28 protein-coding genes are annotated in these 26474 nt (G+C 36.7%); 17 read left to right on the top strand and 11 right to left on the bottom strand.

All coding sequences use genetic code 11. From position 1 onward, the window contains the following. Nucleotides 1-131 precede the first annotated feature (131 nt). From FA584_RS02395 to FA584_RS02405, 3 genes are all read left to right on the top strand, one after another. Nucleotides 132-2504, top strand: a complete 2373-nt coding sequence (locus FA584_RS02395) for a dynamin family protein (RefSeq protein ID WP_096045828.1) — start codon at nt 132-134, stop codon at nt 2502-2504. Continuing rightward, on the top strand, nt 2501-4525 hold the full coding sequence (locus FA584_RS02400; protein WP_167750133.1) for a dynamin family protein: 2025 nt from the start codon (nt 2501-2503) through the stop codon (nt 4523-4525). The genes FA584_RS02395 and FA584_RS02400 overlap by 4 nt, the downstream gene beginning before the upstream one ends. A 266-nt stretch (nt 4526-4791) precedes the next feature. Beyond that, nucleotides 4792-4953 carry a hypothetical protein gene (locus FA584_RS02405; protein ID WP_167750950.1) on the top strand — a complete coding sequence of 54 codons (162 nt, stop codon included), beginning with the start codon at nt 4792-4794 and terminating at the stop codon, nt 4951-4953. Between the two features lie 75 nt (nt 4954-5028). Here the strand turns inward: FA584_RS02405 and FA584_RS02410 are convergent, their stop codons facing one another. The 3 genes from FA584_RS02410 to panB are packed head-to-tail and all read right to left on the bottom strand — an operon-like array spanning nt 5029 to nt 7882. Further along, nucleotides 5029-6069 carry an AI-2E family transporter gene (locus FA584_RS02410; protein ID WP_096045830.1) on the bottom strand — a complete coding sequence of 347 codons (1041 nt, stop codon included), beginning with the start codon at nt 6067-6069 and terminating at the stop codon, nt 5029-5031. Next, nucleotides 6066-7088, bottom strand: a complete 1023-nt coding sequence (gene ruvB, locus FA584_RS02415; RefSeq protein ID WP_096045831.1) for a Holliday junction branch migration DNA helicase RuvB — start codon at nt 7086-7088, stop codon at nt 6066-6068. The genes FA584_RS02410 and ruvB overlap by 4 nt, the downstream gene beginning before the upstream one ends. Nucleotides 7089-7093: 5 nt before the next feature. Then, on the bottom strand, nt 7094-7882 hold the full coding sequence (gene panB, locus FA584_RS02420; RefSeq protein WP_096045832.1) for a 3-methyl-2-oxobutanoate hydroxymethyltransferase: 789 nt from the start codon (nt 7880-7882) through the stop codon (nt 7094-7096). A gap of 79 nt (nt 7883-7961) precedes the next feature. Here panB and FA584_RS02425 point away from each other — a divergent pair, with 79 nt between their 5' ends. Together FA584_RS02425 and trpA are read left to right on the top strand one after the other, a co-directional pair. Next, the gene (locus FA584_RS02425; RefSeq protein ID WP_096045833.1) at nt 7962-8372 is read left to right on the top strand and encodes an Hpt domain-containing protein; all 411 of its coding nucleotides are present in this window, start codon (nt 7962-7964) and stop codon (nt 8370-8372) included. Continuing rightward, complete coding sequence (trpA, locus tag FA584_RS02430; RefSeq protein ID WP_096045834.1) at nt 8369-9109, top strand: tryptophan synthase subunit alpha; 741 nt, start codon at nt 8369-8371, stop codon at nt 9107-9109. The genes FA584_RS02425 and trpA overlap by 4 nt, the downstream gene beginning before the upstream one ends. Before the next feature lie 29 nt (nt 9110-9138). Here trpA and FA584_RS02435 read toward each other — a convergent pair whose 3' ends face one another. Then, the gene (locus tag FA584_RS02435; RefSeq protein ID WP_096047772.1) at nt 9139-9741 is read right to left on the bottom strand and encodes a Tgt2/MlaC family protein; all 603 of its coding nucleotides are present in this window, start codon (nt 9739-9741) and stop codon (nt 9139-9141) included. 4 nt (nt 9742-9745) lie between these two features. Further along, nucleotides 9746-10498 (bottom strand): MlaA family lipoprotein, encoded by a 753-nt coding sequence (locus FA584_RS02440; protein WP_096045835.1) that lies wholly within the window; start codon nt 10496-10498, stop codon nt 9746-9748. A 226-nt stretch (nt 10499-10724) separates the two neighbouring features. On the opposite strand from FA584_RS02440, the gene rpsB reads away from it, so the two are divergent. From rpsB to FA584_RS02485, 9 genes are all read left to right on the top strand, one after another. Next, entirely contained in the window at nt 10725-11516 is a 792-nt protein-coding gene (rpsB, locus tag FA584_RS02445) for a 30S ribosomal protein S2 (protein WP_096045836.1), read from the top strand. Beyond that, a complete protein-coding gene (gene tsf, locus FA584_RS02450; RefSeq protein ID WP_096045837.1) occupies nt 11516-12583 on the top strand; it encodes a translation elongation factor Ts in 1068 nt (355 codons plus the stop codon). Before rpsB ends, tsf begins: the two co-directional genes overlap by 1 nt. A gap of 58 nt (nt 12584-12641) precedes the next feature. Next, on the top strand, nt 12642-13286 hold the full coding sequence (locus tag FA584_RS02455) for an ABC transporter ATP-binding protein (protein ID WP_096045838.1): 645 nt from the start codon (nt 12642-12644) through the stop codon (nt 13284-13286). Between the two features lie 3 nt (nt 13287-13289). Next, entirely contained in the window at nt 13290-14063 is a 774-nt protein-coding gene (gene fliR / locus FA584_RS02460) for a flagellar biosynthetic protein FliR (protein WP_087437762.1), read from the top strand. A 61-nt stretch (nt 14064-14124) separates the two neighbouring features. Further along, a complete protein-coding gene (locus tag FA584_RS02465; RefSeq protein WP_167750134.1) occupies nt 14125-15567 on the top strand; it encodes a hypothetical protein in 1443 nt (480 codons plus the stop codon). Then, nucleotides 15567-16184, top strand: a complete 618-nt coding sequence (gmk, locus tag FA584_RS02470) for a guanylate kinase (protein WP_096045841.1) — start codon at nt 15567-15569, stop codon at nt 16182-16184. Before FA584_RS02465 ends, gmk begins: the two co-directional genes overlap by 1 nt. Before the next feature lie 74 nt (nt 16185-16258). Continuing rightward, a complete protein-coding gene (gene tatA, locus FA584_RS02475; protein WP_088437219.1) occupies nt 16259-16504 on the top strand; it encodes a twin-arginine translocase TatA/TatE family subunit in 246 nt (81 codons plus the stop codon). 9 nt (nt 16505-16513) lie between these two features. Then, nucleotides 16514-18100, top strand: coding sequence for an arginine--tRNA ligase (argS, locus tag FA584_RS02480; protein ID WP_167750135.1), 1587 nt, complete (start codon nt 16514-16516; stop codon nt 18098-18100). Between the two features lie 9 nt (nt 18101-18109). Continuing rightward, nucleotides 18110-18946, top strand: coding sequence for a DNA/RNA non-specific endonuclease (locus FA584_RS02485; RefSeq protein WP_167750136.1), 837 nt, complete (start codon nt 18110-18112; stop codon nt 18944-18946). Nucleotides 18947-18964: 18 nt separating this feature from the next. Here FA584_RS02485 and FA584_RS02490 read toward each other — a convergent pair whose 3' ends face one another. From FA584_RS02490 to FA584_RS02500, 3 genes are read right to left on the bottom strand one after another with little or no spacing between them, the layout of a single operon-like run. Beyond that, complete coding sequence (locus FA584_RS02490; RefSeq protein ID WP_167750137.1) at nt 18965-20872, bottom strand: EAL domain-containing protein; 1908 nt, start codon at nt 20870-20872, stop codon at nt 18965-18967. A gap of 1 nt (nt 20873) precedes the next feature. Further along, nucleotides 20874-21329, bottom strand: a complete 456-nt coding sequence (locus FA584_RS02495) for a hypothetical protein (RefSeq protein ID WP_087437769.1) — start codon at nt 21327-21329, stop codon at nt 20874-20876. Next, entirely contained in the window at nt 21329-22270 is a 942-nt protein-coding gene (locus FA584_RS02500) for a TonB-dependent receptor domain-containing protein (RefSeq protein WP_228448086.1), read from the bottom strand. Before FA584_RS02500 ends, FA584_RS02495 begins: the two co-directional genes overlap by 1 nt. A 119-nt stretch (nt 22271-22389) precedes the next feature. Between FA584_RS02500 and FA584_RS02505 the strand changes: the two genes are divergently transcribed. The 3 genes from FA584_RS02505 to istB are packed head-to-tail and all read left to right on the top strand — an operon-like array spanning nt 22390 to nt 24310. Next, nucleotides 22390-22824, top strand: coding sequence for a helix-turn-helix domain-containing protein (locus FA584_RS02505; RefSeq protein WP_167750138.1), 435 nt, complete (start codon nt 22390-22392; stop codon nt 22822-22824). A gap of 29 nt (nt 22825-22853) precedes the next feature. After that, nucleotides 22854-23501, top strand: a complete 648-nt coding sequence (locus FA584_RS02510; protein WP_245394675.1) for a DDE-type integrase/transposase/recombinase — start codon at nt 22854-22856, stop codon at nt 23499-23501. After that, complete coding sequence (istB, locus tag FA584_RS02515; protein ID WP_025344704.1) at nt 23492-24310, top strand: IS21-like element helper ATPase IstB; 819 nt, start codon at nt 23492-23494, stop codon at nt 24308-24310. Before FA584_RS02510 ends, istB begins: the two co-directional genes overlap by 10 nt. Nucleotides 24311-24334: 24 nt before the next feature. On the opposite strand, the gene FA584_RS14365 is transcribed toward istB, so the two are convergent. The 3 genes from FA584_RS14365 to nadD form a co-directional block, all read right to left on the bottom strand. After that, nucleotides 24335-24505 carry a hypothetical protein gene (locus tag FA584_RS14365; protein WP_228448088.1) on the bottom strand — a complete coding sequence of 57 codons (171 nt, stop codon included), beginning with the start codon at nt 24503-24505 and terminating at the stop codon, nt 24335-24337. 81 nt (nt 24506-24586) lie between these two features. Next, nucleotides 24587-25345 carry a TonB-dependent receptor gene (locus FA584_RS02520; protein ID WP_228448583.1) on the bottom strand — a complete coding sequence of 253 codons (759 nt, stop codon included), beginning with the start codon at nt 25343-25345 and terminating at the stop codon, nt 24587-24589. A gap of 189 nt (nt 25346-25534) precedes the next feature. Next, nucleotides 25535-26416: a nicotinate (nicotinamide) nucleotide adenylyltransferase gene (nadD, locus tag FA584_RS02525; RefSeq protein ID WP_096045847.1), complete on the bottom strand. Its 882-nt coding sequence runs from the start codon at nt 26414-26416 to the stop codon at nt 25535-25537. Nucleotides 26417-26474: the final 58 nt, after the last annotated feature.

Here is a 26474-nt window from a genome sequence, read left to right on the forward strand (position 1 = left end):
AAATTGCCTTCTTTTAAGGGATAAGATACTTTGTCTTATCCCTTGCCTTAATCTTGACATTTAGTCTCACAATTTTGTTTCTCTTATAAGAAATACTGATATAATCAAAAAAACTTTAAAGATAGTATCTCATGCATATCATCAATGATTTTTTCTTACTCATCTGGGGTGAGAGGTTAAACCAAGAAGTTGTTTTCGATGAAAAACATACTACAGAGTTCGATCAATACAGATTAACTTCTTTCGATAATTTTTGCGACAGTGTCGCTATCTTATTGATCATGAGTCCTCAGAATTTTACCAATATGGCAATCTTAGAAGAACCCAAAACAGTTTTAAATACACTTTTTCAACATGCAACATTTAGCAAAGAAAACATCCAATATGCGCAATCTCAACTGCTGGGTTATCTGGTTACTTTGGGTAATTTGCAAGTCAACCATGCTATCACAAAGCGCTTAGAGCTTTTAAAAAAAGAGGGGATTATCTCTTATGATGCTGTGCGTTCTTTAGGCAGTATCATCTCTCTTATCGAAGAGAAAAAAATCGAAGTAACCTCTTTACATGTAAAGCGTGCAACAAGCCAAGAAAACTACTATAAAACCAAACTCAATCTTCTGCTTACTGCCATTGAAAATCTGAAACAAGCGGTTGAAACACCTCGTTTGCATGATCGTTTGAGTGCCATACCCGAACGTCTTGAAAATCAGCGTTTTTCCATTGGAATTACAGGTGTTATGAATGCGGGTAAATCGACGATGCTCAATGCACTTTTAGGTCAAGAGGTGCTAGGAACATCTGTTGTCCCTGAAACGGCGAACCTAACCCTCATTAAATACGCCAAAAACCCTTACGCCATTGTCAATTTTTGGAATACCAAAGAGTGGAGCAAGATCGAAGAGGGTGCCAAAAGTCTTAAAAGTTTAGAAGCATTTGTTAAAGAGAGCAAAGCGCATTTTGGTGACACCTTTAATGCACTCGTAACGCCAAAAGGGCAGAGTGAGTCTATCTCTGTCGAAGATTTGGCCCTTTACACTTCGGCAAAACACTCTGATAAAAAATGCAATCTTGTTAAAAGTGTTGAACTTTATACTGATTTGAAGTTTGTCCAAGATGGTGTTCAAATCGTTGATACTCCGGGTCTTGATGATCCTGTCGTGCAACGTGAAGAGATTACGTTGGAATACCTCAGTGAATGTGATTTGATGATTCATCTTATGAATGCAGCGCAAGCAGCGACCCAAAAAGATATCGATTTTATCATTGACGCACTTTTGTATCGTAATGTGGCACAGTTGCTGATTGTGATTACACGTATTGATGCGATTGCCGAGAAAGAGCTTCAAGAAGTAATTGCCTATACCAAACGCAGCATCGAAGCAAGGCTTAACGAGCAAAACAAAGGCGCAAAACTCGATGAAGTGATCGCTAAAATCGTCTTTATCCCCATTGCTGGGAAACTTGCCTTAATGCATAAATTAGGGCAAGAAAAAGATGCCCTCGCACTTGGATATGATATGGAACGTACTGGCTTACCTCTGGTGGAAGCCTATTTGGAAGATGTTCTTTTTGGAAGTAATAGCCAAAAAGCCAATCTTATTATCTCCGCCAATCGAAAAGAGATTGAGTCTGTCATTACTGAGTCGATGAATACCTTCGAGCAAGAGCTCCACTACTTAAGTATCTCGAATGAAGAGATTGAACACGCCTACGCGAAACACCAAGAAGAAAAAGCGGTCATGGCAGACTTTTTGGAGCAGATCAAAACCAGCGTGGCGCAGAGCAAAGAGGAGATGGAACACTACTTTGGCACCCTTTCCAAATTTGCAAGCAACCAACTCAATAAACTTCAAGATATTGTTAAGCGCCGTATTACAGACGATGTAAGTTATGAGTTTAGCAAAAACAAAAAAGCGCCCAAAGAGGAGCGCATTGGCTCGATCATAGAAACGGCGATCAAAGATGGTATGGTCGATTTGGTGCGCGATTATCGCTATGAGTTTCAAAAAAAGATGCAAAGTTCCTTAGAGTACATGGATGCAAAATACGGTGAATTTAAGACAGAGGGCACAGCCCCAATGTTTGATGCCAAAGCCTTTTGTGAAGAGCATTTAGGTTCACTCCTGATTTTCAAAAACAGTACCATTGTGATAGCGGCAACCAATGATGCGATCGCAAAGTATGGCAAGAATGATCCTAGTGCACTTTCTATGAGCTTTGAGACGATTTTTGGAACGGAATTCTCCCACATCAAAGAGATGCTTGAGGAGAAACTCCACAACGTTAATCAAGAACTTTTAGGTTCATTTGTCAATCTCTGTGAAGCACCTGCACGTGTCATTGAAGAGCGTTTTAGCACAGAAGGTGTATTGATCGAACATGCGATGCGCCAGATGAAAGATCAATCGCTCAACCGTGAAGCACGCATTTTAGAGATTAAAGAAAAAGAGCGTGTAATGGGCATCGTCTTAAATGACTTAAACGTACAAAAGGAGTCAAAATGAGTCTGCTCGAGAGTTTTGTCACTTCTTATAAAGAACATTTTCTAAAAGTTGTTCCAACCTTTGATGCTACGCTTTTGGGAGCTCTCAAAAAAGTGCAATATGTACTTCTTGAAGAGCAGCAACTCCCTTCTATCCAACTCAAAAAAGCGTTAGATCGTCTTCAAATGCGCTCCGAAGAGCCGATGAAAGTTGCTATAACAGGGCAGTTTTCCAGTGGAAAATCAACGTTTCTCAATGCACTTTTAGCCAAAAATATTCTTCCCACAGGCATCACGCCCGTGACGTCCAAAGTCAATTATATTCGTTATGGTGAAGAGTTTAAAATCCGTGTGCGCTATAAAGACGGGCGTGATGAATACCATGACATCAACACGATTGCGCATTTTACAGACCAACGTGAGCATGTTGAAGACATCGCTTATCTTGTGCTTTATGCGCCACTCAACATCCTCAAAGATGTTGTATTTGTAGATACTCCAGGTCTTAACTCTCAAGCGGCGAGTGATACGCAAACGACTGAGAAAGTGCTCAAAGAAGTCGATGGCATTATCTGGTTGACACTCATCGATAATGCGGGAAAAATGAGTGAACTTCAAGTTTTGGAAGAGTACCTTGGCAAGTACCAAAACAAATCTCTTTGTGTTCTAAACCAAAAAGACAAATTTACGCCACAACAGATCGAAGAGACAACGAATTACGTGAAGACGGCTTTTAAAGAGTTTTTTAGTGATGTCATTCCTATCTCGGCACGTCAAGCGTTAGAGTCACGTAGTCACGACAAAAAAGTGATGATGGAAGAGACGCTTGAAACGTTTATGCATGATTTACATGTAAAGCTTGAAAACGGTGGTGAGAAGCTTGACTTTGCACAAGTTGAGCATGATTTTAAAGCGTATCAAACGACACTGGATTCGATCTTACAAAGTGATTTGGGTGCTAATCTTAAACTTTTGGAAGAGTCCAATATCGATAAAGTCTTGGATTTTATTCGCAACGAAATTCAACCCAAATCGACCCAATCCAAAGAGTTTGCTATTACCAAAGAGATTAAAGATATTACAGCCAAATTGATTGCGCAACACCAACTCTTTCTCTCTATTTACGATGAACTTTTAGGCGAAATTATCCGTTTTGAAGCTGAGGCAAAAGGTTTATTTACTGAACTAAAAGGTAAATTCTCACATGATCTGAAAAGTGCGTTTATGCGCATTGAGCAGATCATTGAGACCATTGCTGATGCCATTTACAATCAAATCACCACGGTAACACAAATACGTTATGAAGCGCAAAAAACAGGGCTTTTCAGTAAACACCAATCGTATCTGCCTTTTGAGTACCAAGCGCCGAAAATTAACTCTGATCTCATCTATAAAAGTCTTTTTTACGAAGAGAATTTGATTGGCAAAATGTTCAAACAGTACGTAAAAAATCTAGGCGCTATTCAAAATGAAGTCAACGATAAAAACCGTTTGGTGTACCGTTCATTAGAGCAGGGTATTTTGAAATGGCAAGCACCGTATGAGGTGATTCGTAAAAGTGAAGAGCTTCACTCCGACATCGAATTTGCCAATATGCGCCGTTTTGCTTCCAAGGCGTATGAGAGCATCTTAAAACCGTTTAACGATGAAATCGCTAGTTCCTACGCGAAGATCAGTTCCGAGTTTAACCATCTTAGTAGCGCGGTCAGTTTCAACTACCAAAATGCCACTGAAGTATGTGTAGCGTTTTTGGAGAACAAAATCGAAAAATCCGCTAAGCTCTACGAGGAAAATCCCACAAAATTTTCACTCTATACCCCCAAACTCGATGAGATTAAAGAGCGCCTTAGAACCTCATTTCATCTCTATGAGCTTGAAAATATGATGAACACACGAAACACATTCCTCAATAAAGATTATGACCGTTTAATCAGTCAATTTACGGCGATTAAAGAGGAAAAAGTAGCCTTTTTGGAAGAGCGAAAAGCACGTCATCATAAGATTATAGAGCAAATAGAAACGTTGGTGAAAGAGATAGTCTAGTCTATCTCTTTCGCAGGTTCTTGTTATTTTTATCTTTACATGTAAAGATAATCTTGATATCTCCTTCAAAAAAGTTAAATACTTAATTCTGACTCTTTATTTCATAACTCCGATCATTGCATCTCCAAAAGTAGGAGATTCTAAAAAAGAAATATTGATGTATAGTGGAGTGATCTGTAATGCTACACCATTTCAGCTCTTTTAAACAAAAGGGCTGAAGATACAAAAAATTCTTGAGAGCATCAGTAAAATCGAAAGGATACACAATGAAAAAGAGTTTAACATTTCTAATGCTTCTGTTCATAGTTATCATGGCAAGTGGTTGTGAAACATGGCATGGTGTCAAAAAAGATACCGCAAACGGTGCTGAATGGAGCAAAGATAAGGTCAATGATGGCGCTAAATACATAGAGAAAAAAACGGAATAGTTCCATAGAATCATTTTATATTCCGAAAAAAAAGAGGTTAGGGCTAAACGTTTAACGTTTAGCCCTAACCTCTTTTTACATGTAATGCTTCTCTTTGAGCAGTTTGTAGAGTTTTAAAAGTGATAAAAAGAGTGTCGTAATCGCAGGGCCTAATATCATTCCCCAAAAACCAAAGGTTGTAAGTCCTGCAAAAATAGCAAAGAAAATCAAGAGTTCATTAACGGCAGTAGGCGTTTTAACCATTTTGTCATTGATGTACTTGATAATAAGTGGTTTAATAAATGTATCGGCGATGATAGAAATCACTACAATCGAATAGGTTGCAATGATAATCGCGGTTGTCGTATTGCCATGCGCCACTTCGATGGCACAGAGTGGAATCCACATGAGTGCTCCACCCACAATGGGGATAAGAGATGCAAACCCATAAAAAATTCCTAACAATAATCCATCATAACCAAAGTACATACCAATGAACGAAAAGAGTGCCCCTTGAAAGATTGCACTAAATAAAATAGAATAGAAAACAACACTCATGACATTGGTAACCTCAGAAAAGACAAAATTAACCTCTTTTTCCTCAATAGGCATCACGCTTTTAAAATAATCAATGAGGTCTTTGCCATTGAGCAGTGCAAAGAAGAAAAAGACAACGATGAGGAGCATGTCTTTTAAAAAGCCAGCACTATTTTTACCGATTGATCCAAGATAGGAAAGGGCAGTCGTAGAGATTTGAGCGATATTAAGATTGCTGATAAAATCATCCAAGGTTGATTGCATAAATGCCAGTGGCGCAGGAAGGTGATAATCAAGTGTTCGCAGATATGTTTGTACTCTTTCGATCATCGAAAAATCAAAATTGTTGACTATTCCACCAATCGAAGTGATAGTATAAACAATAGGTCCAAACAGTAAAATGGATAAAAAAACCGTTGACAAAAGAGCCGATAGATGTTTACTTTTTGTCAATTTATATAACTGCAGGTTAATCGTATACGTTGCCATAGCGAGAAGTGAAGCAATGGTAATAATCATCAAAAAAGGTTCATACAGCTTGATAATAGAAAATAAAACGGCTAAGAAAATGGCTGTTAAAAAAAAGCGATGTTCATTCATACATTATCCTCAAAAAGTGCACTTTGTAACGTTGGGGGAGTAAGACGAAAAAGTTCATACGTTTTAGCCGTGGCAATTCTTCCACGCGCTGTTCGTTCAATATAACTGTTAGCAAGCAAATAAGGTTCAATCACATCTTCAATGGTTCCCTCATCTTCACTCAAAGCAGCTGCCATCGTGCTGAGCCCTAAAGGACGACCTTTACTTTGTAGCAAGAGTTCAAGGTATTTAATATCCAGTTCATCAAAACCAAGATCATTGACCCCTAGTTCATTGAGTCCATATTGCGCTCGTTCGATGCTAATTGTCTCTTCATCTACCACGTCGGCATAATCACGGATACGTTTTAAAAGGCGTAAGGCAATCCTAGGCGTACCTCGTGAGCGTCTTGCCATCTCATGTGCTGCATCGTGTTGACAGATTTTTTCAAGTTTATGCGATGCTTTGGTAATGATGAGTGAAAGCTCCTCTTTCGTGTAAAATTGTAAACGAAAGTGCATTCCAAAACGATCGCGCAAAGGTGAGCTAATCATACCAGCCCTTGTGGTTGCCCCTATGAGTGTAAAATGAGGCAAATCAATTTTGATCGTTTGTGCCGCAGGGCCAGAGCCTATGATAATGTCAAGGCGAAAATCTTCCATTGCGGGATAGAGTATCTCTTCAATGGCAGGAGAAAGCCTGTGAATTTCGTCAATAAAGAGGATGTCCCCTTCTTGAAGATTAGTCAAAATCGCGGCTAAATCACCACTTTTTTCGATCATCGGCGCGGCGGTTATTTTCATATTAGCACGCATCTCGTTGGAGATGATATGTGCTAGTGTCGTTTTTCCAAGACCTGGAGGGCCAAAAAAGAGAATGTGGTCTAAGCACTCGGAGCGTTTTTGTGCGGCTTGAATGAAAACTTGTAAATTCTTTTTGATCTTCTCTTGCCCGATGTAATCTTCAAATGAAGAGGGACGTAAACTTTTTTCGTACTCATTTTCAAAAGAGATTTTTTCGATTTCCACAATGCGTTCCATCTCGCTCACTTTGTGTAAGTGTAAGGTATTTCAGGGAAGCTTCGTTCTTGCACCTCTTTAACATAAGCATCAACAGCGTTTTGCACCAAGGTAGCACCTTCTAAATAGCGTTTAACAAATTTGGGTTGAAACGCTTGAAAGAAACCTAACATATCGCTCCAGACTAAGACTTGACCATCGGTATATTTACCCGCTCCTATCCCAATCGTTGGAATAGAAATCGCTTCAGAAATACGACGTGCGGCTTCTTCGACAACCCCTTCGATGACCACGCTAAAAGCACCTGCCTCTTCGATAGCCTTAGCATCTTCAATCAAGGAAAGAATATCTGCTTCACTGCGCCCACGGACTTTATAGCCGCCTTCACTTCTTACATACTGAGGCATTAAGCCAATGTGTGCCATGACGGCAATAGAGTTTTGTGTCAGTGCTTTGATAATAGGTGCACGACTGATTCCGCCTTCAATTTTAACGGCATGCGCATTGGTTTGACTATAGACGAGTGAAGCGTTATGCAGTGCCATTTTTTCATCAGTGTAAGTACCAAAAGGCATATCACAAATAATAAAAGTTTCTTTGGCTCCAGCACATACTGCTTTAGTGTGGTATAACATTACTTCCATGCTAGCAGAGAGCGTATCTGGTTTAGCATTGAAACTCATATTGAGGCTATCGCCCACAAGAATCATGTCGACCTTTTGGTCAAACAGTGATGCAAAGAGTGCATCATATGCCGTAATCACAGTAAGGGGAGTTTGCCCTTTATGTTGTTTAATGGATGTAATTGTTTTCATGGGGAGATTATACCCTATTTTAGGACAAGAAAAATTTATAAAAAACATGATACAATGAGCTACTTCGGAGGGTAAAAACATGGGTCTTTTGGCACAATTGGAAGTTGATTTTGACATCGAAATTGTAGGAGATTTTATCTCTCACTATGCCATTATGTGTGAAAATATGGAGCCTCTGATTATTGGGCTCAGCAAAAAAGAGCGTTATGTTGACAATATTGGGGATCTTTTTCGTATTTTCCACAATATGAAATCAGCTGCGGGCTTTTTAAAACTCGATCCCATTATTAAATTGGCAGTCTTGTGTGAAGATATTGCTGAAGAAGCACGTACATTGCAAGGCCCTGCAAGTGAAGAATTTATTGATTGGTTACTTCTTGTAAGTGACCAGTTTGAACGATATCGCAAAGATGTGGAAAATGATGCTGCATTTTTTACGGTTTTAAATCCCTTAATTATAAAAGTACCTCATACGTTGGAGAGAGAGTGAAGCAATTAGTTGCCTATATTACTGCGGGATTTCCCGATCAAAATTTTTCATTAGATTTAGTTTCTGCCCTAAAAGAAGCAGGTGTAGATAAATTAGAGTTAGGAATTCCTTTTTCTGATCCTGTAGCGGATGGTCCTATCATCGAAGTTGCAAATTTACATGCCTTGCAAAATGGTTTTAAAATGGAGACACTTTTTGAGATTTCTTCTGTGGTTGCTCCAAAAATTGAGACGTATTGGATGGGATACTTTAACCCTTTTTATCATAAAGGTGTTGAAGTGTTTGCTCAAAAAGCGGCTGAGTTTGGTGTGAAAGGATTTATTATTCCTGATCTCCCTCATGAAGAAGCGTTGCCTTATGTCTCTTTAATGGAGCAATATAAGCTTTCACTCATTAGTTTTGTAGCACCAACGGATAGTAAAGAACGGATTGCTAAAGTGGTCAAAGATGCAAAAGGGTTTATTTATCTTGTAGCTTATGCGGGCATCACTGGAGCTCACTCAAGTGAAGATCTTACCAAAACCATTCAAATGATTAAAGAACAGAGTAGTACACCTCTGTTTGTAGGCTTTGGTGTGAATGAAAAGACAGCAAAAGAACGGGCTCGTGGTGTTGATGGAGTTATTGTCGGAAGTGCTTTCGTGGAGGTTCTGCTTAATGAGGGTCTAAGTGGCTCAGAAAAAATTGCGATGATTGCTCAAAAAGCAAAAATCATTAAAGAGAAAATTAACGCATAATATCAAAGAAACAGTGGTGTTGCCAAAAATTACTGTTTCTTTGGTGTCAGCTCATCAGGTTTTTTGAGCCTTTCAAGTAAATTCTCAAAAGGCTCTTTCGCTAAAATATCTGCAAACTGTGTACGATACGTTTGAATGATACTGACTCCCAAAATATCAACATCATAAATCATCCAACTACCATTTTTGTCTTTATAGAATTTATAAATAATCTCATATACTTCACTGTTTTTCATCAAATGCGTTGTTAAATGGATACGGGTGTCTTTAATTTTTTCTAGATTCTTAATAACAATTTTTTCATCAGTGTAGAGATCAAGTTTTTCCATATATGAATTTTTAAGCTTCATCTCAAAGAGTTTAGTAAATTCCACTTGTTTTTCTGGCGCAAGTGATGACCATTGCTTACCACCGATGGCAAGTTGTGCCATTAAATTATAGTCAAAAATTAAATCAAAAATAGCAAAAAGTTTTTCTGATCTCTCAGTTTTTTGAATTTTTTTGTCACGTAGAATTGTGGTTGCTAGATCAATATTGGTTTGCATAAAAGAAGAAATATTTTGCTCTTCAAGTGCCATAGCTGGTGAAGTGCATAAAAGGGATAATAGTAATAGCGTAAAAATTCGTTTCATTGCTTTATTCACTTATGAGTTTATTTCTTCGTGATTCGTAGGCATTACGTAAAAAAGGATAGAGTTCAATAGCATCTTTTTTAAAACTGTCATACTCTTTTACATGTAAAGAAGTTTTATTGACGATATAGAATGCTGTAACAGCTAAAGATTCTCCTGAGCTATTAAATAAATCAGGATCATTGTCATTAATGTAATTGATAGGATTGAGCCATGCGTCACCCACAAGACCAACAATATCGCGGACATTGGATGGTCCCAATAGCGGAAGGACAACATGAAAGCCACTACCCACGCCATAATACCCAAGTGTTTGTCCTAAATCTTCATCGTGTGCTTTAATGCCGAGCTCTTCACCTGCAACGTCACGAAAGCCTAAAATACCCATCGTTGAATTAAGTACAAAACGTTCAGTTTCTTCCCAACTATTGTGCAATTTAAGCTGTAAAAGATTGTTAACAAAACGGATAGGAAAGAAAAGGTTCTCAAAAAAGTTTGAGACACCATGCCGAGCCATTTCAGGAACAATATACGCATAGCCTTGTGCAGTTGGTCGCAAAAGGTATTCATAAAAATGATCGTTAATGGATGTCATGATTTCATTGTAACCGCTCAGTGGATCAAAAAGATTTTCACTATTTTGTGTATTAAATTCAGCTTCTAAATCTCCATTGCTCTGCAAATCGCTACCAAGGTACTTTATATTTGAGGCACTTAGTAAGGATACGCTCAATAAACAGGCTAAAATAAAACGCAAAATAGTACCTCTTTCTTTTAAAATTGCGCAATTATAGGATTTTTTTGATTTAAAGTAAATTAAAGTAAGTAAATTTTCTTATAAAATGATTAAAGCAAGCAAAAATTAATCTTTTTTTGACTATAATCACCGTCCAAATCTCACACACACCAATCCTTTACGGTTGCAGTTTATACTGTTGATGGGTGTGGAGGCTAAACCAAAAAACAAAACAAAGGAGCACTTCATGGTAACCATGAAAGACTTATTAGAGTGTGGTGTACACTTCGGACACCAAACACGTCGTTGGAATCCAAAGATGAAAAAATTCATCTTCGGCGAGAGAAAAAACATCTATATCGTAGATTTACAAAAAACACTACGTTATTTTAGATATACATACAATGTTGTTAAAGATGCAGCAGCAGAGGGCAAAACAATGCTTTTTGTTGGTACAAAAAAACAAGCAAGCCAAGCGATTAAAGAGTACGCAGAAAAATGTGGAATGCCATACGTTAACCACAGATGGTTAGGCGGAATGCTTACTAACTATCAAACCATCAGACAATCAATCCGTAAACTTGACATCATCGAGAAAATGGAAGAAGATGGACAAATTGACCTTCTAACGAAAAAAGAAGCGTTAATGCTTAGAAGAAAAAAAGAGAAACTTCTTGATTACCTTGGTGGTATCAGAAACATGAAAAACTTACCAGATATGATCTTTGTTATTGACACCGTAAAAGAGAAAATCGCCGTTCAAGAAGCAAGAAGACTTGGAATTACTGTTGTAGCTCCACTAGATACTAACTGTGATCCAGACGTTGTAGATCTTCCAATCCCAGGAAATGATGATGCGATCCGTTCAATTCAACTTTTCTGTAAAGAGATGTGTGAAGCGATGACTGAAGGCTATGAAATCCGTTCAAAAGACGCTCCAGCAACTGAAGAAGTGGCTGACATTAGCGAAGACGAGAAAAAAGAGTTGATCGAAGAAGTGGTCAGCGAAGAAGAATTTGCAGTAGAGGCAGGCGAATAATGGCTGAGATTACTGCTGCTTTAGTTAAAGAGTTACGTGAGTCCACTGGGGCTGGTATGATGGACTGCAAAAAAGCACTTGTCGATACTGACGGTGACTTTGAAGCAGCAAAAGACCTTTTAAGAGAAAAAGGTCTTGGTAAAGCAGCTAAAAAAGCTGACAGACTTGCAAGCGAAGGTTTGGTCAATGTTTTTGTTGATCCAAGTCTTAAAATTGCAACCGTCAGTGAAATTAATGCTGAAACTGACTTTGTTGCCAAAAACGAAGGCTTTATTAATTTAACGAAAGACACTACCGCACATATCCAAGCAACTAATGTTGAAACAACTGAAGAGTTGATGAAAACAACCATTAATGGTACTGTGTTTGAAGAGTATTTTGCAACGAAAGTTGCAACCATTGGTGAAAATCTTGTTGTTAGGCGTTTTGCAACGCTTAAAGCGGGTGCAAATGGCGTTGTAAATGGCTACGTTCACTCAAATGGTCGTGTAGGTGTTCTTATCGCTGCAAATTGTGACAGTGAAAAAACAGCAGCAGCAGTGGGTGAATTCATCCGTAACCTCTGTATGCATGCAGCAGCAATGAAACCATCTTTCTTAAGCTATACAGAACTTGATCCTGAGTTTGTAGAAAAAGAGACGATTGGTATTAAAGCAGACATTGAAAAAGAGAATGAAGAGTTAAGTCGTCTTAAAAAGCCTCTTAAACGTATGCCATTGTTTGTCTCTCGTGTACAGTTAAATGATGCTGTTTTGGAAAATGCTAAAAAAGAGATGGAAGCAGAGCTTAAAGCACAGGGTAAACCTGAAAAAATCTGGGATAAAATTATTCCTGGTCAACTTGAGCGTTTTATTGCTGACAATACTCAGCTTGATCAACAATATACACTTTTAAGCCAATTCTATGTAATGGATGATAAAAAAACCATTGCACACGTTGTTGAAGAAAAAGCGAAAGAACTCGGTGGTAAAATTGAGCTTGTTGGCTATGTTCGTTTCGAACTTGGAGAAGGCTTAGAGAAAAAAGCATGTGACTTTGCTAGCGAAGTTGCAGAGCAACTTAAATAAGTATTAAATTATTTGTGGTGAAGAGGAAACTCTTCACCCTCTTTCTTGAAGGACATTGATGTCTTTACTACAGGTACAAAATATCTCTCATGCTTTTGATTATCTTTTATTTGAAAATGTTAATTTTACACTAGAACCCAAAGAGTCGATGGCGATTTTAGGGGTAAGTGGTAGTGGCAAGTCAACCTTACTTCATATCTGTTCAACACTGCTTCATCCCAATCACGGTGAAGTGATTTTATGTGATCATAACATTTACAACGATAATGATGACGCAAGATTAAAACTAAGACGTTATGACGTGGGTATCATATTTCAATCACACTATTTATTCAAAGGTTTTTTTGCGAATGAAAATATTGAATTAGCTTCATTTATTAGTGACAAAAAAATTGATAATGGTATTTTAGAGCGTTTAGGAATTGCTGATTTTATGCATTACCGTGTTGGAGATCTCTCGGGTGGACAGCAACAGCGTGTTTCAATTGCTCGTGTATTAGCCAAAAAACCGAGAATTATTTTTGCAGATGAGCCAACAGGAAACTTGGACGATAAAACAGCTCAAGAAGTTATGAATGTTTTGTTTGAGTACATTGAAAAAGAAAATGCTGCATTGCTTCTAGTGACGCATAATCAGCAGTTAGCAAAACAGTGTACATATATGAAACATCTCCATCTGGATGGATTAAAAGAGGACGCATAAGCTATGGAATCGCTTGTCAAACTGTTTGGTGAAAATCAAGTGATTCTTTGTTTTCTTCTCTTTGCCCGCTTGAGTGGTCTTTTTGCTTTTTTCCCTTTTTTTTCCCATGCCAATATTCCTCTTACGATTAAAACTTCGATGACTTTTTTTATGGTTATTTTTTTATATCCACTCTTAACGCCTTTACATGTAACGCCAACGTTGCTCAATCTTTCACTGGCCATTGTGGGCGAGCTACTCATAGGTTTTGTAGCAGGACTTTTTTTATCCATAACGCTTTCAATTTTGCAAATGGTTGGCATGCAAATCTCTTTTATTATGGGATTTACAATGGCAAGTGTCGTTGATCCTCAAACAAGTACATCTATTCCTCTTTTATCGCAATTACTCTCTTTTATAGGGTTAATGGTCATTTTAGCGTTTAATGGTCACCACCAAATGCTTTTATTTATTGCTGATTCGCTCAATCTTTTACCGCTTGGAAGTTTCTATCCTCAGACGAATATGCTCGCATATCTTGCTAAGGCTGTAACAGGCATGTTTATCTACGGGTTCACACTCTCTTTCCCTGTTGTCGCTTTTTCTATGCTCTTAGATGCTGTCTTTGGAATGTTGATGAAAACAATGCCACAATTCAACCTTCTTGTTATCGGCTTTCCTATTAAAATTGCTGTTTCGTTTGTTGTGTTGATTGCAACACTTACCTCTATGATGTTGATATTTAAAAAAGAGTTTTTGGAAGCTCTCAATCATTTAACCATTCTTTTTGTCCGTTAAAGCAATCATAAATTTTTTTATACTACAATGAGAGTTAATTAATTCTCATTCAGGAGTGAGCATGCGCCTGTTACTACTCAATAATAATCCAGCTGTTTCAAGATTGATCAAACTTAGTGCCGAAAAAGCAGGGTATGAGTTAGATGAGTTTGAAGACTATGGCTTGGTGCCACTAACAACTTATGATGTCATTTTAGTCGATAATGAACTTTATGATGAAGCTTCGATTGTAGGAGCATGTGAAAACACAGGCTGCGACTATATTATTTATATTTGTCAGCGAGGTGCGAAAAAACCCGATATTGCCCATGTTGCTTTAGAAAAACCATTTTTACCCACAGATTTTTTAGTGCTTTTAGAAAAAGTCAAAAATGTCATTATTAGTCATAAGGCTGAAGCTACAGAAGAAGCAACTAAAGTATTGCAATCCTTAGACGAGAGTGAAAAGTCCGCTGCTTTTGATATTGACCAGATAGATACTTTAGAAGATGAGGATGAAGACAATACTTTGCCTATCAATCTTTTAGAAGAGCCTGATGATCTTGAAAAAGAAGAGGATGAAAAAGAACTTACTTTTGATGAGATTGAAGCAGAAGATTTGGGGTTAGAGCAAGAACTTTCCTTAGATGATATAGTAGATAAAAATGATGAGGATAAAGAGTTGAAAATTGATGATGAATTTTCATTTGATGAGTTAGATTCATTAGAAAAAGAAGAAGTATCATCATTGGAAGATTTTGATTTTGATGAGGGAAATACCACTTCTCTAACTCCGGCTGAAACAGAAGATGAGCGTGAAGAAGAATTTGCAAATCCATCTATTCTCGATAAAGATGATATCAATGAAGTGAAACAACTATTGGATGAAAGCGAAGAAGAGGCTGAGGAAGAAGAAATTTCTGAATTATCTCTTGATGCATTTGACTTGGACAAAGAGAACGAAGAAGCAGGAAAATTCTTTTTTGATGATGTTGAAAAGGAAGATGAATCCTTAGAAAAAGACGATATGGAAAAATCATTAAATCTTGAATTAGACGATGTCTCTTCTTTGGATTTTGAAGAAGTAGCTCCTGTTGGAGAAGAAGAGAAAGAAGATCAGAGCATAGAAATACCCGAAGAGCAAGAAGAAATTATTGACGATTTTGCTGAAGGTATTGAAGAAAAGATTGAAGAAGAAGAAAAAGAGCTTGCACAGGAAGAAGATATATTAATTCCGCAGGTTGATGTTGCTTTTGATGCTTTAGCACAAAATGGTGACATTGACTCTCTTGATGATCTCAATGAAAATTTACTCAAAAAAGCCTTTGGTGAAGAGGTCAATGAAGAAGAATCTACACCGATAAGTGTTCCTGAGGAAAAAGGTGAAAAGATTGAAGTGATTCGAGGCGAAATTGAAAGTAGTATTGCAAGAAGTATCTCAGGTTTAGCGCAAAGTGATATCTTACGCGAAGCGCTTAAAGGGATGCGTATTAATATTTCTATTACGTTTGATGAGAAAGAGTAATGGTAAAAGGCAACCTTCTGGTCATTTCAGGTCCAAGTGGTTCTGGGAAAAGCTCATTGATGAAAGAAGTCATCAATGAAATATCAGATTCATATTTCTCAATTTCAAGTACGACACGGGCTATTCGAGAAGGAGAAATTGATGGAATTAACTATCACTTTATCTCAAAAGAAGATTTTGAAAAAGATATAGACGCAGGATTTTTTTTAGAGTGGGCAAAAGTACATGATAATTACTATGGTACGTCACTCAAACCCATCTTAAAAGAGCTCCACGAAGGTAAGTTGGTGATCTGTGATATTGATGTGCAAGGACATAAAATTGCACGGGAAAAATTTGGTAATTTAATTACGTCTGTTTTTATCACGACTCCCGATCAAAAAAGTCTAAAAGAGCGACTGATTCATCGTGGAACAGACAGTCAGGAAATTATTGAAAAACGTTTAGCCAATGCTGTTTCAGAGATGACGCGGATCAGAGAGTACGATTATGTTTTAATTAATGATGACTTTAAAATAGCGTTACATGACATGTTGGCAATTGCCTATGCTTCACGTAAAAAAATGGAATTGATGGATTTAGGTGAGTTTATCAGTTCATGGGCAAATATTGATTAAAAAGAGTGCTTCATTTTTTGTTTATAAAAAAATGATACAATAAATATAAAGTTTATAAGGACAAAGGAGAGAATATGGGTTCATTTAGTATTTCACATTGGTTAGTGATTTTAGCAGTCGTTGTTTTATTGTTTGGTGCTAAGAAAATACCAGAGCTAGCTAAAGGCGTAGGTCAAGGTATCAAGGATTTTAAAAAAGCCATTAAAGAAGATGAAGAAGCTAAAACGACCGTTGATAAAGTGGAAGTAAAACCAGAAGCTGGTGCTACTCCAACAGCTACAACAACAGCCGCACCAGCAGATGAAAAAAAGTCTGTATAAGGTTATCTATTGAAAAAATCGGTTATTCGTGCTATTAAAGAGACATTGCAAAGAGAGTTTGTTTTAGAAAAACCTACCAATCTTTCTTTTGGTCATTATGCAACTCCTATCGCTTTTTCTCTTGCTAAAGAGTTAAAAAAATCGCCTATTGCTATTGCTGAAGAGATTTGTCAAAAGTTTACTATTGGAGAAATTTTTCAAGAAGTTACTCCAATTAAAGGTTATATCAATTTTAAACTCAGTGAGAGTTTTTTAGATCAATATGCGACATGGGCCATTCAAAATGAGGCACTTTTTGGATCTGATGAGCAAAATGAATCTATTTTATTAGAATATGTGAGTGCAAATCCTACGGGACCTTTACATATTGGTCATGCAAGAGGTGCTGTGATTGGTGATGCATTGGCTCGTATTGGAAAGCATTTAGGGTACAAGATTACCACAGAATACTATGTCAATGATGCAGGTAATCAGGTTGATCTTTTAGGTCTTTCTCTTTATCTCTCCGGACGTGAGCATATTCTAGGTTTTCCAGTAGAGTGGCCAGAAGAGTTTTATCGAGGTGAATATATTATTGACCTCGCCCACGTTGCTTCTGCAGAATTGGGAAAAGCTATTTTTGAAGATGAAGCCAATATTCCATTGCTCTCTGTTTGGGGTAAAGATAAGATGTTGGAGCTCATTAAGTCGAATCTTGCCGATGTTGGTATTGAGTTTGAGCAGTTTGTCAGTGAAAAATCGCTTTATAACAAGTGGGATGAAAGCTTCGCCAAACTTCAAAAAAGTGATAAAACCTATACTGAAGGTGGTAAAGTTTGGATTCGCTCTACTGAACTCGGAGATGAAAAAGATCGCGTTGTTGTTAGAGAAGATGGTAGACCAACTTATTTAGCGGGTGATATTATCTACCATGACAATAAATTTCAACGAGGGTATGATAGCTATATCAATATCTGGGGTGCTGATCACCATGGGTATATTACGCGTGTCAAAGCGGCTATTCATTTTTTAGGCTATGATGAGCAAAAACTTGAAGTGATTTTGGCACAAATGGTTTCACTTTTAAAAGGTGGTGAACCGTATAAAATGAGCAAACGTGCCGGTAATTTTATTTTGATGAGTGATGTGGTGAATGAAGTGGGAAGTGATGCTTTACGTTTTGTATTCCTCAGCAAAAAGTCCGATACTCATCTTGAATTTGATGTGGATGTTTTTAAACAAGAGGACAGTAACAATCCAATTTTTTATATCAACTATGCACATGCGCGAATCAATCAAATTTTTGCTAAAGCAGAAAAGACACTTGCCGACGTACAAAATGTTAAGCTCGAAAATTTAAGTGAAGAGGCTCAAAACCTTCTCTTTAGTGCACTGTTATTGCCAGAAGTTCTTGAAGATACCTTTAGTTCTCGTCAAGTACAAAAACTGACAGAATATCTTAAATCACTTGCTGCCGCTTTACATAAATTTTACAATGAAAATCGCGTTGTAGGTAGTGAGGATGAAGAAAAATTTCTCAAACTCTTTGCTGTTGTAGGACTATCACTGCGTGTTGGGCTCAAACTTATAGGTATTAATGCAAAAGATAAAATGTAAAGTGTGATCGTGAATAGATCACACTTTATTGCTTCTTTTCTTTCTTTTTTAATTAAAAATCCCAAAGCTTTTCTTTTAGCGCTTCTTTTAGGAGGGCTATCATACTCGTATGAGTTTTTTATTGCACGTGATACAATGGTATTTCAAGGCATACCAAAAGCAATAGAAAACTCTTTGCACACATACACGCGAATCTTTCGTAATCGAGCTTATATGGTAGGTTATTCTGATCTAAAAGGAAACCCTTTATGGGTTGTTTATAAGCTCACACCTCCTTTTCAAAATGTATCACCTCTCAAACGACCGGATAGTTTTAATGCGGATTGGCGTAATATGGGATTGATTACATCAAGCGATTATGTCAATAGTGGTTATGATAGAGGTCACATGGCTCCGAATCATGCAATTGCTCTTTTATACGGCAAAGAAGCGCAAGAAGAGACCTTTTTGATGACGAATATTACACCTCAAAAACCAATGCTAAATCAAAAACTCTGGCAACATCTTGAAGTGATTGAGCTAGAATCCTTTGCTCCAAAATTTAAAGAGCTTTGGGTTTATACGGGTCCTCTTTTTGATTTTAAAACCACACACTTAAAAAGTTCTCGTTTTATTGAAATCCCCGATGCCTTTTATAAAATCTATGTGGGGATAGAACACAGTGGAGAGATCAAAACACTTTCGTTTATCATTCCTCAAAATGCAAAGGGAAATGATCGTTTGGAAAAGTATTTGGTGAGTATTGATGAAGTGGAACGCCGTAGTGGATTCGATTTTTTATATGAGTTGGATGATAAAATCGAAAATGTATTGGAAAAAAAGATTGATCAAAGTAGCTGGTTTTAATCTTTACATGTAAAGATATTAGGAGGCTATTGAAGGGGTTGGTTCAGCGAAAAAGAGACCTTGTGAATACTCAATTCCTAAAGATTTTATTTTGTCATAAATCATCTCATTGCTAACATACTCCGCAATAACTTTTATATGCGCTTCTTTGGCAAAAGAGACAATGTTTTTAACCAGTAAAAATGAGATTTTATCATCCAAAATCTTTTGAATGATAGTGCCATCAATTTTAATGAAGTCAGTTTTAATTTCTGTAAGATAGATAAAATTGGAGTAGCCACTGCCAAAATCATCAATCAAAATTCGATATCCCAATTTTTTGAGCATCAAAAGATTGTTTTTTGCATCATCTCGATGGGTTATCTCTTCGCTCTCTATGATTTCTAATCCCATTCTATGAGCGATATTTTTTTGCTTTGCATAACTCTTTAAAAGAGTAAGGATTGCTTCATCAATAATATCATGAGGATTTAGATTGATATTAATAGCAATAGATGGTTTTTCGACTAACTGTTCATAACAAATTCGTAATACTTCTTTCGTAATGTTTCGTAGAACAAAAGTTCCTCTGATCGTTGGGAGAATTTTTTCAGGTAAGATAATGGAGCCATTTTTATCAATAATGCGAAGTAAAGCTTCATAGTGCGATAACTTTTGTGTTTGTGTGTCAACAATGGCTTGATAGTAGCAAAGGATTCTATTTTCTTCAATGGCTGCTTTTATTTCATTGAGTGATAGGCATAGATTTTGGGTATATTCATTTTCATCGTAAATATCGATCGTATTTCTACCTTTATTTTTAGCATTGTAGAGTGCTATATCGGCTAGCTTAAAGGCTTCAGAGAAGGTTCTTGATTTGTATGGTACTAAATTAACCCCAATAGAGACAGTGACTTTGATCGATTCATTGGAAGAAATATGAAATCTCGTTTCTTGAATTGTATGAGAAATCCTTTCAATAACATTCAGTGCGCCTAAGTGATCATCTCTACGCGTTTTGGCCAAAATTAAAAATTCTTCGCCCCCATAACGTATGACGATATCATCTTTATGGCGAATAGCGAGTAAGATTGTGTCGGCAACTTGTTTTAAAACTTTATCACCGGCATCATGCCCGTAAGTATCATTGACTTTTTTAAAGTAGTCAATATCCAAGGTTGCTAAAATATAGTCATTGAGATTAATGAAATCTTCATATTTTTGAAGATAATTTCGGTTGTATACATTGGTGAGTTTATCAATAAAAGCAGTTTTTTTAACGGCTCGAAATCGTACTGCTTGAATAATGACAAAGAACAAGATAATAAATATAACTGCCATAACTGCGAAAATACCATTTTGTATCATATGAATGATTTGGTTAATTTCTTCAACTTTTTGGATGGAAAAATCAATGGCTAAAATAAGTTCGACATTGTTTTGATACATAATGGGAACAAGGTAGCTCATTGAGAGTTGTTGGAGCATTGAATGCCGTATAATCAAAGCTTTTTTCTGGGCATAAATATCAAGCCATTCGGGGCTATCAGCATCAAATTTTTGGTCGATAAATGCCTTATCCTCATGCTTAGAAGCATCTCCTAGAAATCTAAATACACCTCGGCTGTCTCTGTACAAAAGATAGGCATATTTTATATTGGGGGTGATTAAGGTTTTTAAGCTCTCCTCAATTTTATGTTGAAGCGCACTATTAAGTTTGATATCAGAAGTATAATCGGTACTCTCTTTTAAGAGAGATTGGATTGATGAAGCACTGTTATTGGTAATCGAAAATACGTCAGAAATTGAAATTTCAAATAGCTTTTTTTCAATGCTTTGTTCCAGATTGGCTGTTGAAAAAAGCACGAGTCCTAAAATGGTCGCAATAATAAACGTTGGAAAAATGAAATAGAATGGATATTTAAAAAAGAGCTTGTCGCTATCCATATTAGATTCCTTCTATAAATTGATTGAAGGTGGAAGGCAAGACAATAGCCTTCTTGTCAAGTCTATTTTTAATAAAAACAATATTAGGCCTACTCTTGTTCCAAAAAAGTGCTCCATAGTATTTGTCATCTGATAATAATTTACGATAGTTATTTGTAAAAAAGAGTCTTTTAGTATTGTCGCATAACGTCTCACGATCAACCGTTTTATTGACAAAAACAAAGTTTGATGTTTCACATTTTTGAGTGAGCGTAAAATATTGAGAATAGACTTTCTTCTCCATCTCTGACATATTGGGAATAAAAAGTTTGATCTCTTCATGAAGAGAGGATGTTGCAATTTCAGAGATGATTTTCGCCTCAAGTTCTATCTCTTTGCTGTAAGGTTGAACCAAAAAAGTATAGTTTTCTGCCGATAAAAGGCCAAAAAAAGTTAAAAGAAGGATGAGTCTTTTCATTAGAAAACCCACCTAAAGGAGAGAGTGACACTTCGATCATTGTCATCTAATGCAAAATTGGTTTTTCCAAAATTTTCTAAATACAGTGACTTTGTCGATTTATCTAAAATGTTGCTTGCTTTAATACTATAACTCAAATCTTTTGTGACATGATAGGTCGCACCAAGGCTCATATCAAAGCTATTGGGAATATCAAGATTAAGGTATTCATAGCCATTTCGATAGATCACTGAAGTGAAGTAATCAAACTTTTGATACCCACCCATAAATTTGATAAAACCGCCTTTGGTTGAGTTATTGACGGTCTCACTCAAATTGGAAGTATAGTAATTGAGTTTGATTTTGTCCCTATTGGAAAAGCTATACTCGTAGTCAAAGATGAGCCCATTTGTGGTGATAGTACGGTCAATATTGATAAATCCAACAGGAGTAAGATAGAGAAAATTATCCATATCAACATGATTGTAGTTAATGCCAAATTTGGAATCTCCTTTAGTATAAACTGCTTCGAGGGTATAGATATAATACTGCTGAGATTTGAGATTGGGTTTAGTTCTATCGGCATAATCGACATTGTAAAAAGATGGAGGAAGGGCTGTTTGGGTATAAAAACTTTTAAATCCCCAATTTTCGGTTGGGGTATAGATAGCGCCAACTCTTAAAAGCGTCTCTGTACTGTCTTGTAGGTAGGCATTACGATCATAGGAATCAAGTTTTGCATTAGCCACTAAAATAAGTGTATCGTTTAGTTTATAATTGTCTTGAAAGAGTATCGATGAAGTGGTCTCTTCATCAAAAGCGTTATAGTTTCCTACATTGCGTGTTTGATTCATGAAATTGGTGGTTTCACGGTTTTGCACATCATAGGTTTTGTTTTTAACATTGAGTGCTGCGATGAATGAATTGTCTTCAACATCAAATGATTTAGAAAGATATGTCAAACGAACTGCTAAACTGGTCAGTAGAAAATGTAATTTGAGAGTTGCATTTTGATTTAAAACCTTAAAGAACCAAGTTAAATTGGTTAAACTCCATTTTCAATTTTTTGGAAAGGAGTTGAATGTTAAAAAAAGGTGAAATTAAAATGATAAAGAAGTTTTTAGCTGAAGGGTTTAGTAAAAGTGCCATTGCTAGAAAGTTAGGTATTTCAAGAGAAACTGTAAGGCGCTATGCCAATCTTCCAGATGATTATATTCCCCATATCAATAGACCTCCTGTGATTAACAGTGTTGATCCTTATTTGCCACATATCGCCAAGATGTTAGAGACGGCAGAGCAGCAGAAAAGTGAAATACCCTTAACCGTCATTTATGAAGAGATTAAGAAGCTTGGATATGATGGAAGTCTAAGGTGGCTTCAACAAGTCATACTAAGATATGAGCTTAGAGCTCGAGCCAAATTAGATGAGCCTATTATACGCTTTGAAACCAAACCAGCCCAGCAGATGCAAGTTGACTGGGTAGAGTTTCCAAGGATAATTTATCCGCCTTTGTAGCGACGATGGGTTACTCTAGAGCATCTTATGTGGAATACGTTAATAATGAGAAGATTGAGACCTTGATAGGGTGCCATATGAACGCTTTTGCCTACTTTGGTGGTGTTCCAAAAGAGTGTTTATATGACAATATGAAAACTGTCATATTGTCACGAAATGACTATGGTAAAGGTGATCATAGATTCAATCCCTTGTTTGCTGACTTTGCCAAACACTGTGGATTTAGTATCAAAGTATGCAAACCCTATCGCGCTAAAACCAAAGGAAAAGTTGAGAGATTTAACCATTATCTGCGGTATAACTTTCATAATGGATTACGAGTGAGACTCTCTATGAAACATTACACATTAACGCTTGATAATGCAAATGCGGAAGTTCTAAAATGGTTGGACAATACCGCCAATAAACGCATCCACCAAACGACATTACAGATGCCATTTGAGTTGTTAGCACAGGAGCAGTTACAGCTACTTCCTGTGCCTAAAGCCTATCAAGGAATCCACCCTAAAGCTTTGATTGAAAGTGTAGCTAAAAAATATTCCCCAATCAATTCTCACAAAGACTTGGAAAAATTATATATCCCCAATAGAGACATTCAATGTTACGATGAGTTTATACCCATGGTTGCAAACATCATCCTTCCTGTTGGATTTTATGGTGGTGCATTATGGAGTTAGATACCTCTATCGATGAGTTATGTAAAGAACTCAAGCTCTCTATCATAGGCGAAAAATATCATGATATTGCCAGTATGGCAGCTAAAGAGAATTGGCAATATACACAGTTCTTGGAGGAGGTATTACGAGTGGAAGTAGATAATAGACTAGGAAGGTCTAAAAATATGTTGACCAAACTCGCAGGATTCCCAGTTATTAAGACATTAGAGCAGTTTGATTACACTTTCTCCGTTGGCGTGAACCGTAAACAGATTGAAGAACTCTCAAGCCTAATATTTGTTAAAAAGTATGAGAACATCATCCTCTTAGGTGAAAGTGGTGTGGGTAAAACACATCTTGCTATTGCGCTAGCACTCAAAGCGGTGCAACATCGCTATAAAGTAAGATTTACCACCATAAGTGAGCTTTTAAGTAATGCAAATAGAGCCAAAAAAGAGAAAAAATATGATAGCTTCTTGAAATCTATCGCCTCTCCATCGGTACTTGTCATTGATGAGATTGGATATTTCAATATGAGCAAAGAAGAAGCCAATCACTTTTTTCAAATTATTTCTAAACGCTATGAAAAAAGCTCTACCATTTTTACTTCAAATCTTGTATTTAGTAAATGGGTTCAAGTCTTTGCAGGAGATAAAATCGTTACAACCGCTATATTAGATCGAGTGTTACATCACTCACATATCATCAATATTCAAGGAGATAGCTACCGACTTAAAGAGAAGAAACAAACAGGAGTTTTACACTCAGAAATCTATAAGTTTGAAGCTAAATCTTCAAACATAGAAGGTCAAAATCAAGAGGTGGTTTAAGTTTCAATTCGCAACTTTTTTACACTATAAACTGACCAGTTCTGCGCTTCGCTTGACAAGATAGGCATTGGTTTTGAAAAATCGTAGATCTTCGTTAAAATTTTTAGGAATGGTTGCCCCAAGATTGGAGAAATTTAAAACAGGGATCAGTCCTATACCTTGCGCATTTGCTTCATCATAACTTCGATCATTCACATCGACAGAGAGGTTGGCTTTAAGCGACTTGTCGTCTAGAAAATAGTGTGTATAGTTAATGAAAAAATCTTTGGAGAGATTTTATCCACTATCAGGTGTAGCATCAAGGGCGAGTCCCGCATAATTATTTTTAGAAACATCCGTATAGCCCATGTTGATTTTTGTCGTTTCATTGCTAACGTCGGCATAAAGATATTTCTTACCGCCATTGGTATTAAGTTTATGACCATCGTAAAGTGTTGTATATTTAATCTGTTCATGGTTGAGAAACATTAAATAAGACCAACCATTTTCCAAACTTGAAGAGTTGGTAAAACTTTCTGAATGAGAACCTTTTGTTGTGACCAATCCATTGAGTTCAGAGCCATTCTCTTTCAGCGCTGATTTGGTGTAAATACGTACAAAATAGATACCGGTTTCATTGCCAAAGGAAAAGGAACTTTCACCGTAATAAATCTCAACGTGATCAACAAAATCTAAAGGTAAATCGCTCCAAGAGAGTGAAGTGGATTGATCGTAACCTGAACTGATTTCATGGTCATTAATAAAAAATCTAAAAAAGCCACTGGTGGTTGTTTTAGAACCGATCAGAGAGTAATTGGTCAAGCCAAATTGGTTGGTATTAACGTTAAGAAGAGGGAGTTCTTTTAAAATATCATTGAGTTTTGTGTATTGCATCAATCGAATTTCTTTTTGCGAATAAATAATAACATGTCCAATTTTTTCATTGACCGTTTGCAATGAATTATCGGAAGTTGTTTTATATTCTTGGAGTAAAGAGTCGAGTGAGTCAGCTAAAAGTAGACCGACACTTAATGCAATCAATAAAATAATTTTCATCTGTTTATTCAGTGATTCCTTCTATTTGATACTATATGCATATGGGACATATTAGTATAGGGAAGAAGAGCTTAATACTATATTTTTATATCACAAAAAGATTACAAGGCTGAGGATGGTTTATTTTACTTGTTTGGGAAGCAGTGAAAATCAAATAGCTTTAAATTACATGTAAAGAGAAGGCGTAGACTATTCTACGCTTCTTACTTTTTTCATTTCTTCTTCTCTCTCTTTGAGAAAGAGTTCTAAGTTATATTTGAGACGATATTGCGGTGTCATAAGGTGAATGAGAACATCGCCCATATCAATCACTGTCCAGTTGTCATCAGCATCAACATTTAAAAAACTTTCACCTGCGCCTTTAAGCTCTGTTTTGAGATGATCTAAAAGTGAAAGCCCGTGTCGCTCACCCATTGTCGTTGCTATAACAACAGTGTTAACAAAATAATCTTTGCCACTCATATCAAATACTTGTATATCTTCTGCTTTTTTGTCGCTTAGAGCAGTTACGATTCTTTCAATTCTATTATCCATTGGATTCCTTGTATAAAACGCTATCACTTCATTTTTGATGGCTTTTGGAATAAATCTTGGGTCCAAAAATGAGCGGAGCTTTGAAGAACTGATATTAACATTAATTGGTAAAATTTTCAAGCCTTTTGGAGGAGTAAACTCTCCTCTTGGTGCTACAACAAATTCAACAAGGTTACAAAGCTCATCGTAGCGGTTCCATTTAGGAAGTGCAGAAAAACTATCACTTCCAACGAGCAAAAAGAGTTTAGCTCCTGGGTACAAACGCTTTACATGTAAAACAGTTTCGATGGTGGGAACTTGTCTTTTTTGATCACATTCATATGAAAAAATTTCGACTTTCTCCATACCTTCAAACATCTTAGCCAGCCATTTTTGGCGCATAGCAGCGGGAGCACAAAAACTTTCTTTAAAAGGGCTGAGGTACGTAGTAACAACTAAAAGCTTATCAATATCAAGAATTTCAAGGGCTTTTTTAACAATGAGTTCGTGTCCAGAGTGAGGAGGATCGAAAGAACCTCCAAAGATAGCTATGTTCAACTGTAAGACTCCATGTACTTTAAACTTTTTTATACATCATTTTTGCTAAAATAATTCG

The organism is Sulfurospirillum diekertiae, assembly GCF_011769985.2.
In the GTDB taxonomy this organism is placed as follows: domain Bacteria; phylum Campylobacterota; class Campylobacteria; order Campylobacterales; family Sulfurospirillaceae; genus Sulfurospirillum; species Sulfurospirillum diekertiae.